This is a genomic window from Hyphomicrobium sp., from assembly GCF_009026145.1.
Taxonomy (GTDB): Bacteria; Pseudomonadota; Alphaproteobacteria; order Rhizobiales; family Hyphomicrobiaceae; genus Hyphomicrobium_A.
In genome coordinates this window covers 1-9534 of sequence record NZ_WBUE01000050.1, presented here as the reverse complement: position 1 = coordinate 9534, position 9534 = coordinate 1, and the positions used below count along the sequence as shown (strand labels likewise).

Here is a 9534-nt window from a genome sequence, read left to right as displayed (position 1 = left end):
ACGTGCCTCCGAGAGGCCCTTCTGGAACTGGATGCGGTTGCGCGCCATCGCTCATCTCCCTGAAATCGCGCGCATTCTCCGCCGATTCGGATGGCGCGATTAGGGCTTAGGATGGTGCGTAATCAGGAGCGCGCTTGAGCCGATCAGTTTCTTGAGCGCGGCGTATGATGATCGAGCCGCAATAGGGTCCTCTCCACAAGATTGTCAATCGCCCCGTGAATCAGCGCGATGACGTTGGACGGTGAGGCCGGGTTGACAACACGGACTTTCGAAAGGAGAGCAAAGGGCGGCGCGCTGGCGAACTTCACGCGAAAGACCTCCCGGCGGTCAACAGCACCAAACTGCGATTGGAACTCGCTGGGAAGGCGATCAGCAACGTTCTTTCGTCGCTCAACCTCACCTTTGACCCGCGAAGATCCGTCTGTCACGATGACCTGGTCGCCATCATCGAGATCGTACGCACGGGCACTTGGCAGATAAGCGAGCACGTAGGTCGGTCCCGTGAGAATCTCCAGCAACGGATCACCCGTGCGCACAACTTGGCCGACATCAGCGATACGCGGTCCCACCGTCCCATCCGCTGCCGCGTGTACCCCACCCACATGGCCATAATCATAGATACTTTTCAGCTCCTTGATGAGCGCATCGAGATCGGTGCGCATCTTTGCCTGCATCTCTGCCTCTTCTTTGAGCGATTTCTCTTCGGCTTCGAGAACCGCGAGTTCTCGCGCCGACTCGTAGGCATCGCGCGCCACGCCTGCGAGATGAGACGCCGAGGCAAAGCCACCGGCCCCCAGTTTTGTCGAAGTGGATTCAAGAGCGGCAGCCTTGGCCTGCCGTGTTGCAGCGAGAGGTTTGAGGGCATCAATGACCTGAAGCCGTCTCTGAATTTCAGCGCTACGCCGCAGAACGTCTCCGCGTCGGGTCTCATAGCGACCGAGCTCCATCAACACGTCAGGCGATTGCAGTTTCAGCAGCGGCGTACCCTTCTCCACCCACTGACCAGGGTGGACATAGACCTCGGCCACACGCGAGTTGGAGATTGCCGCCACAACCGATCGGTCTCTATCGACAAGCCCATAGGCCTCGAGAAATAGGAACTGGCCTACCGTGTAGTAGAAGATGAAGGACAGGAGAATGAGCACCGATGCGAGGTAGATCCGGCGAACAAGACCCCTCCCGCCGCCACGAACCTGGGTCTTTAGGTCGTCCGGTCTAATTCTGTTGCGTAGCGAGGTGATCATCGTCACTGCCTCATCGCCAAATCGACCATGCGCGCACCTTCGCAGGAATGTAGTTGTCCTCGCGCGACTTTGAGAAAATCCATTCGTCCACGTAGGCCCACAGGCGAATGAACCGCATTACGTACGATTGAAAGGGGCCGTAGAGCAGAAGAAACGGCGCCAGCTTCCAGTATTGCGCCTTACCCGTTATCCATGCAGCCAGTGCGAAGGACAGTCCGTCGAGAAGATACAGGCCAAGTCCGGCTGCCAGTAAGACAATGAAGGCGAACTCTCCGAACTGGAGAAACAGCCCCAGCACGTAGAACGGGAACAGCATCGCGCAGGCAACATTGAAGACGAAGAAGTCGAGCTGATGGATTGTTTCCTGCCAACGGATGCCATCTGATGATGGGGTGAGCGTCCGGCGGAACTTGCGAAAGCGGATCCAGAAGGCGTCACGCTCCCAGCGGTTGCGTTGATGGGCAAGGCCCATCAGCGTCTCGGGCGCGTCGGTATAGCAGACGGCCCGTCTCGCAAAGATCACGCGCCCGCCGGCGATGCGCAGGCGCATGGTCAAGTCGAAGTCTTCGCCCGAGATCGGGTCGAGACCACCCGCGCGTTCCCAAGCCGCCTTGCGAAAGGCGCCGAACGCCCCGGAAACGCAAGTCACCTGATTGAAGACATCTGAGGTGGTCTTCCCCAGCGATATGCTGATGAGATACTCGATCGCCTGCAGCGATGTAATGACCGACTTCTGCCAGTTGCGAATGAGGATATTTCCGGAAACCGCCACTACACCGGGTTCAGCGAATGGCCGCACGAGCTCCTCAATGGCGGTGCGCTCAAACGAGCAGTCAGCGTCAATGACGACGAGTATATCGCCTGTCGCCAGTCGAGCCGCGAGATTGACGGCGGCTGGTTTGCCACCTCTTAGCTGACAGCGCACTGTGCGCTGCACCCGGCCCTGACGTTCAAGCCTCCGCATGGCGTTAAATGTTCCATCGGTGGAGCCATCGTCGACACAGATGATCTCGAAGGCCGTGAGCGTCTGCTCTCGCAGTGAGGAGACACATCGGTCGATAGAGCCTGCCTCATTATGCCCCGCAATGACGATCGAGACCTTCAGCGGCGGAACTTTACTCAAAGGCCGCCGGCTCCGCAATGAAAGCACCACTATTGTTGCGGCAAAGCTCAGGAAATAGCGGGGTATCTCCAAGAGCGCGGTGAACCAGAAGATGGACAGCAGCGCGTATGGCGAGAGACTCACCAGAAACGTCCAAGCCGAACCGAGTGCCTCGTCGAGCATTGTTTTATGGCGTTCTCTCGAAGTCGTCGAGCGACATCACCCTGTAGCTCACATTTAGCGGCACCGAGAGGTGACCTTCGACCGAGGTGCGGATCTGCTCCAGGTCTGTCGTAATCGCCGCTGGCGAGTGGCCACTGATCATGACTGTGAACGTGCGGCCGAGACGAAGAATGTCTGTCTCTGGCGAGAAGGTTTCGCGCAACATGCTGCCAAAGAACTCGGTGGCTTCTTCAATCGTCACCTCCTCCGAGTTCTCCGCCGACGCGCGCCGGATGCAGCTCGACGACGAGAATGGCGCAGGGAATGGCCAGCGCACGGTGTTCCGCCACAAACTGCCGCACCGTGCGCCGCAGCCGCTGGCTTTCCGTCTCACCATCGCTTTCGGCGAACGCGTTGAATACGGCCTGCCGCCCCAACTCCGTCAGAGCGTACGAATAGATGATCTGCGGTCTGAGCAGGTTCGCGTCACCTTTCGATGCGCAGTCGAGGCAGACGAAGCCAACCGCCGGCTCTCCGCTCGTATGGCCGCAGGAATTGCACACGGTCAGTATTCCCGGCTTGTCGTAATCGACCGAAAAGTGCTCGAGCCGGTTTCGGCATTTGGGACACGTAAGATGCCGTCCGTCGCGGAAGTCCCGCTCGGGGCCTTGGTAGGCGCAGCGCAGGTGGTGAATGATGGGCTCTTCGACAACGTCCGACGAGCGGCAGCTGCGGCACTCCTCGCGCACGAGGAGGCGCGCTGACGAGCAAGAGGGACATAGGTTCAGTCGATCGAAGAAGTGTCGCTCAAGATGCTCGGACCGGTAGAGCCGCTCGGCACTCGCCAACAGGTTAGGCAGCATACTCGTCTGCGCATAGCGAACAGTTGCCTTTGCGCCGACGTCTCGTTGAGGCTCAAGAGCCATTTCACGCGTCGCCAATCGGGCGAGAAGCCAAAGGCCAGGATCGGTGCTCTGGAAGTAGGTTGCGGGGAGCGTGCGAACGCGCTCGATCACCGGTCGCAAGGCAGCCAGCGCCAACTCGAAGCCTTCGGCGGAGACGAGGGGAAGCGAGAGGTCGGCTCCGGTCACGGTGCCTTCGCTGGTATCGATCATCGGCACAACCGCTGCCGCCGCCTTCGAGAGCCACGTTGATAAGAGTTCTCGGTCGCGGACACCGCCAACGACTACGGCATCCGGCCGCGCCTTTTCGCCGACGAGGAGCTGCGCAAAAGAAGGCCGGAAACTGGGGGCCGGAACGGCGGATAGCCAGAGGATGCTAAGACTGGGCACCTGCGTGGCAGGCGCTGCCTCTAACATCTCGCCAGTGCCGATCTGTTCTGGCCGCTGGGGGATCGGCGCCAGCGCCAGGGAGGCCGACCATGGAATGCTCGAAGCCATTAGACACCTGCAATTGCGACCCGCTTGGCAGCTGTAATCCGGCAGGATGCTTATTTTCTGAGCGCATCGGGCTTGATAAAGGTCAAGACGCCGTCCGAAAGCCCGCATTTCTTCAAAATTATAAGAAAGAGAACCTTAAACTGCGCCCGCTCCTGAGAAGTATGACGCGACTGGCTGGCCCGTCGGGGACATGCACGAGCCGCATCGCATCGACCGCTCGCAACGCTAAAACAGGCGTCCGTGAGTCGGCATCGAGCCGTTGGTCGCAATCACGCAACTAGTCTCGGCGGACACTGGCTTGTATGGTGCCGATAAGGAACTGAATGACGCCGATGCCCACGGCTCCATAGGCGCCTGCACTGCTAGTCCCCGTAGCGCTTTCTCCAGCAATCGTACGTCTCCCATGCCCCTCGTTGACCGTAAGCCGCATCTTCTGCCGCTTATCGGTGCGATGAACTCGAACATTCGCTGGTGCTACCAGCGTGAATTCCTCGCCGCGCTGGCACCTGCACACACCAGCGGGGTGCACGCCATCGGCGCTTACGGTCCCTGACGGCGCGACCAGGGCGCGCACAGCGAGGCAAGCTCGACGAACTCGCAGGCAACTCGTCGGTCTGGTGCGAAGTCTCTATCGACGCGCCGCGAGCGAAGGCTAGCGCCCTTGACGCTGCCATGGCGCGTGCGAACACGAAGCCCTGAACCGTATCGCATCCCAGCTCACGGAGAATGGAAAGTTCCTCCGACGTTTCGGCACCTTCTGCGCACACCTGCATCCCCAGCCCGTGGCCCAATGCGATGATCCCCCGCAAGAGTTCGCGCGCGCGCCCTGATTTTTTGACATCATGAACAAAAAGACGATCGATCTTGAGAGCGTCGAAGGGCAACTGGGTTAGACGGCTCAGCGACGAATACTCTGTCCCAAAATCGTCAAGCGCCAAAGTCACTCCGAGCCGCTTGAGTTCTCCTAGCACACGACCGAGATGCCGCTCTGAATGATCGGCAAAGACGCTCTCGGTGAGCTCTAGAGATAAGAGGTGCCGTGGGAGCTCTGTGTCTTTTAGAACTTTCTTTATTTCCCGGACTATATCCGTATGGAGGATCTGTGTAGCCGATATGTTGACTGCGACGCGACGAGGCAGCTCGCCCATATCCAACCACGCCCGCGCCTGGACCGCAGCTTCTCTCATGGTCCAAGCGCCAAGCTCACAAATTAGGCCCGAACTCTCAGCAATCGGAATGAACTCGCTCGGAGACACATTACCGCGCGTAGGATGCGTCCAACGCAATAATGCCTCAAAGCTCGTCACCTGCCCCGATCTGAGATCAACCTGTGGCTGATAGTGCAGCATCAGTCCTTCCTTCTGGCGGACAGAACGGCGCAAGTCATGCGCCAACGCGAGCTTGCTTTGCACCGCACTGCTCATATCGCGCGTGAAAAACGCAAAGCGACCGCGCCCTTCGGCCTTGGCGCGGTAAAGTGCAAGGTCGGCTTTCCGCAACAGATCGCTTGCGTCAGTGCCGTTTTGCGGCATCATCACAACGCCAATGCTGACCCCGATTGAAGTTTCCCCTCGCTCAAGCCGGACAGTATCTGAAACGCCCTTTATCAGCTGTCGCGCGATCCGCTCGGCATGAGCGCGGCCTTCACACCGGGGAACAACGACGGCGAACTCATCGCCACCGAGGCGCGCGAAAAGATCGCTCTTATCAAGTAGGCGCGCTAGCGAGCGGGCGACCTTTACCAGCAGCTCGTCGCCAGCAGCATGGCCAAAGCAATCATTCACTTCCTTGAAACGATCCAGATCTAGAAGCAAAAGAGCTGCCTCAGCACCGGCTCGGCTGTTGTCGCTCAGGACCCTGTCTAATTCCCGCCAGTACAGGGTTCGATTTGCCAAGCCCGTAAGTGGATCGAAATAAGCAAGCTTCTCGAGAGCGGTGTTTGCCTCCCGCAATTCCTGCGACAGTTTAGTGAGCCGCTGGGTCCGCTCTTGCACCCGCTGCTCGAGCTTCGAATTCAGACCGGCTATCCGAGCCTCGGAGCGCAGCCGAGCAACATCGCGTCTATTCAACACGGTCGCGGTCAGACCGATCGCGAGGATGCAAACTGCGCTGGTTAGCAGCACCATGACCGCCAGGCCGACCCTACCGTCGTAGAGTCCGGCCCGTTCGCCCGCCAACCGGATCCACCCCAGCAAAAATAGGACCAGCGGAGTGGCGGGAAGTAGCCAACGTACAAGCAACGCGCCATGGGTAGTACCGCTCAGAGCAATCCGCGTCCACCCCAGGCGCGTATCAGCGACCAGAATGGATAAGCTTAGGATCAAAAATAGCACGGCGGTATGCACCCCCATGAAAAGGGACGGCAAAGAATCGATACCGTATGCGTGCCTGACAATGGCCAGGCTGGCGACCGCCAGCGGAGGAATAACTAACCAGTGGGAGAGGGCAGCGAACTGCGATTGGCGCGCCCTCAAAAAACAGAGGCCCACACCAAGAAACACAAAATTTAAAGCCGCCGCAGGCGACATCGTCCCCCGCCAAAGCGATGAACGCTCGTTCGTCGGCAACAATAGATCAACACCGAGACCTATTGACACGATATAAGGGACCAACGCTGCGGCGCCCAGCGCTGTCACATAAAGGGCAAGGAATCTCGCAAGCCGATAGGTTTGCGGCGAAGGGGCGCGGCGTAGGTACCAAAGACCGACACCGGCGGCGATAAAGGCGCACGCCGTGCTTACCTCGATTGCCGCAAGAGCTGATCCCACTCCCTTGAGCGCAGTCAGATCGTATACTCGGCCGACAAGTGCGCCGGCCCCAGCGCAGACACTGAAAAGCGCGCCGGTTGCTACAAACTGGACCAACGTGCGTTCACGGGTTTCGCGCCCTGGCGTGCTGGCGATTGTTGGTGCAACGCCCGGGCAGATTTCACTCCGCGCATCTCCACCGGATGCGGCGGCGACCAGTCCGGCCTCATGAACCCGGTTATTCGGACCACCAAGAATCATATCTACCCATTCTCTTCTAAAAGCATCATTGTCCTTTTCGAATATGGTCGGCCCCACGCTGCGCTAGAGCGCGCCGTAGACTGCGACGAGCAGCAGCTGCCTAGCCCTCTTTCCTCAGTACTAATGGCAATGGTGGTCTCACTAGGCGGGTAATAACTTGCATACCGGACCCCGCGAGCATCATGCGGCGCGCGGGTCGGCGCCTACCACCTGCGCCGTTGGCGCCACGTACGTGCGCGCGCCTCGCGCGAGGGGTATGCATTGGCCCGCCAGTGTAGTAAGTTGATTGCGTCCGGACCTCTTGGCTTCATACATCCGGGCATCGGCAAGCTCGACCAGCTCCTCCCAGCTACCGGCCCGATCGCATTGGCGCTCGGCCAATCCAACACTGGCCGTCTGCATTGAGCCATCTGGTCGAGCGGCCAGCCCAGATCCGCACAATTCGGCCACAAGCTCTGCGGTAGCGTCTGCCGGCATGCCCGCAAGCACGAGCAAAAATTCCTCCCCTCCCCATCGAATGAGGGCATCCTCGCGCCGCAGCCTCGCCTTCAAAGTTTTCGCCACGCCTCGAAGAAGGCAATCCCCGGCATCATGACCATGCCCATCGTTGACCCTCTTAAAATGATCGAGGTCGATGAGGGAAATCGAGAAAGGGCTCCCCGCCCGCTCCGCCTTGGCAAAAAGCAAATTCAGCAGCTCTGTCCCGGCGCGGCGCGACAGCGCACCGGTAAGCAGATCCATTGTCGAGTGTTCCTCAAGGGCCAGCAGAAGCTTTAACTGACTGACCGAGCTGATCATCGCTGTTACGACGACTACACACATCAAGAGCGCCGCAATCCCGGCTTCAGATAACCCTTCCCCACCGTCATTTAGTACAATTTCCAACAGCATCGACGCGAGCGGGCCAATTAGCAGCACGCCCGCTTCCATGACGGTCAGCGGAAAAATGGAAATGGCGGCTGCCAGCGCTATTGGCAGCAGTACATATTGCGTATGACTCGCATTTGCCAGCAGTAGTTTGTCGGCCATCGCGAACACGACGTGTGCATAGACAAAGAAAGCCACGCCAATGTACACCACGGCACCCAGCGACCAGGCCACCTGCCGGAGCCCCGCCGCCGCCTGCAGCCTCCACCCGATCGCAAAGAACATAGCGCCAGCCGTGATGCGCCCGACCATCAGCAGCCATAGCATCCGCCAATCCCAACTTAGCAGGTGACCATCGATGGGTATCCAAGCGATGGTCGCAAGGCCGAGAAGAATGGCCGCTACTCTAAGCCGTGCCGCCAGGACCTCCCTGCGTTGCGCACTGAGTAGCACACCGTGATCGCGCGCCGAAATAGGTTTGGATCCTAGCCGAATCGCCAGCAACGCGGATAGTTTGCGACCGCATTGTAAAAGAGCTGCCTTCCAGGCTTTTACGCTTGAGACAACAGCCTCAATTCCAATTGTTGAATGCTGCCGAGGCGGACGGACGCTAGTTTCCTTATTCTGCCATGAACGCTTCCGCCGCTGTCCATCATTCATGCGCTAGGGCCGCCGTATAAGGGAAACAATTGCCCGCCGTGTCTCACGCCATTGCTGGCACGTGCGGGTGCGTGTACGCCATCGAGCGCAGATGCGCGCCGCACGGGCCATGCCTCCGCCCGCCACGCTTATCGCAGCAAGAAATTACGGACGCCTTATAGAATTGGCGCGTGCTGATCGGCTCAAGTGAGTTTCGCGCAAATGGTAATGCTATGATTACCCAATCTCACGCAATGCAATTGACCTTGCTAATATCCGCAGAACCAAAAGTGGCGACAGAGGTACGCGCAAGCAGTGCACGATACATCGAACCTCGCTACCGCATGTCGGCAAAGTAGGAGTGTTCCCCCAGATTACACAGGGCGATGCGCCATTCGATCGGCTGATCGTGCGTGGCGTAGATCACCCGGTCTAGCCTCAGTAGTCCTTTGCCTGACTCAACACTAAGCAAATGCGCGACCTCGCCTGTGGCCTCAGCCAAACTCACCCGCTCGCAGGCGTGTTCGAGATGTAGACCGTACCTTTGGGCCAGCGCCGTGATTCGATAGTCATGGGGCACGCGACCCTCGTCCATTCCTGGAAATCTTGCGAGCGCCAGGCGACTCTCTTCATACGTGAGAGGACGACCGGTATGACAGCGTAACCGCCGCGTACGAAGCACTGTATCCTCTGCTGTCAGCCGCAGGCGCTCTTGCTCCAGCACATCGGCCGGTCCCTGGCTCTGCTCCAGCGGCTGCGCCTCGTTGCGTAGAGGCCGCCCGGCTGAGTCGCGGATCCTGGTGAAGCGCATCAGCATTTCCTCGCTGGCGCGGTTCGTGACGAACGTGCCGCGTCCCTGGCGGCGAATGAGAAGACGCTCGGTTTCGAGCCGATCAAACGCCTTGCGCAAGGTCCCAATGCTTACGCCGAGCTCCTCGGCCAGACTGATTTCACTTGGTAGCACCTGTTCCGGTTTCCACACACCACTGAGCTGCTGCCGGTCTCGTGGACACGCACCTAAGCTAATCGCATCTGCTCCTCGAACGCCACTGGGCTGACATAGCCCAGCGTCGAATGCCGCCGTCGGGGGTTATAGAACCGCTCGATGTAGT

8 protein-coding genes are annotated in these 9534 nt (G+C 59.2%); all 8 read right to left on the bottom strand.

Features of this window, described 5'->3' with window-relative positions:
• Window positions 1-143 precede the first annotated feature (143 nt).
• Window positions 144-1244 carry an HlyD family efflux transporter periplasmic adaptor subunit gene (locus tag F9K20_RS20870; protein WP_291006631.1) on the bottom strand — a complete coding sequence of 367 codons (1101 nt, stop codon included), beginning with the start codon at window positions 1242-1244 and terminating at the stop codon, window positions 144-146.
• 10 nt (window positions 1245-1254) lie between these two features.
• On the bottom strand, window positions 1255-2529 hold the full coding sequence (locus tag F9K20_RS20865) for a glycosyltransferase family 2 protein (RefSeq protein WP_291006628.1): 1275 nt from the start codon (window positions 2527-2529) through the stop codon (window positions 1255-1257).
• A 4-nt stretch (window positions 2530-2533) separates the two neighbouring features.
• Window positions 2534-2770: a hypothetical protein gene (locus F9K20_RS20860; protein WP_291006626.1), complete on the bottom strand. Its 237-nt coding sequence runs from the start codon at window positions 2768-2770 to the stop codon at window positions 2534-2536.
• Window positions 2760-3908, bottom strand: a complete 1149-nt coding sequence (locus F9K20_RS20855; protein WP_291006623.1) for a hypothetical protein — start codon at window positions 3906-3908, stop codon at window positions 2760-2762. The genes F9K20_RS20860 and F9K20_RS20855 overlap by 11 nt, the downstream gene beginning before the upstream one ends.
• A gap of 440 nt (window positions 3909-4348) precedes the next feature.
• A complete protein-coding gene (locus tag F9K20_RS20850; protein WP_291006621.1) occupies window positions 4349-6916 on the bottom strand; it encodes an EAL domain-containing protein in 2568 nt (855 codons plus the stop codon).
• 180 nt (window positions 6917-7096) lie between these two features.
• Window positions 7097-8110, bottom strand: coding sequence for a GGDEF domain-containing protein (locus tag F9K20_RS20845; protein WP_291006619.1), 1014 nt, complete (start codon window positions 8108-8110; stop codon window positions 7097-7099).
• 649 nt (window positions 8111-8759) lie between these two features.
• Entirely contained in the window at window positions 8760-9404 is a 645-nt protein-coding gene (locus F9K20_RS20840) for a GntR family transcriptional regulator (protein WP_291006617.1), read from the bottom strand.
• Between the two features lie 35 nt (window positions 9405-9439).
• Window positions 9440-9534 (bottom strand): IS3 family transposase (locus F9K20_RS21405; RefSeq protein WP_367238097.1); only part of this gene is annotated, 95 nt, incomplete at its 5' end.

Excerpts from the sequence above, each read along its gene's own strand:
- F9K20_RS20870 (WP_291006631.1), bottom strand. The coding sequence starts at position 1,244 with ATGATCACCTCGCTACGCAACAGAATTAGACCGGACGACCTAAAGACC.
- F9K20_RS20865 (WP_291006628.1), bottom strand. The coding sequence starts at position 2,529 with ATGCTCGACGAGGCACTCGGTTCGGCTTGGACGTTTCTGGTGAGTCTC.
- F9K20_RS20855 (WP_291006623.1), bottom strand. The coding sequence starts at position 3,908 with ATGGCTTCGAGCATTCCATGGTCGGCCTCCCTGGCGCTGGCGCCGATC.
- F9K20_RS20850 (WP_291006621.1), bottom strand. The coding sequence starts at position 6,916 with ATGATTCTTGGTGGTCCGAATAACCGGGTTCATGAGGCCGGACTGGTC.
- F9K20_RS20845 (WP_291006619.1), bottom strand. The coding sequence starts at position 8,110 with ATGCTATGGCTGCTGATGGTCGGGCGCATCACGGCTGGCGCTATGTTC.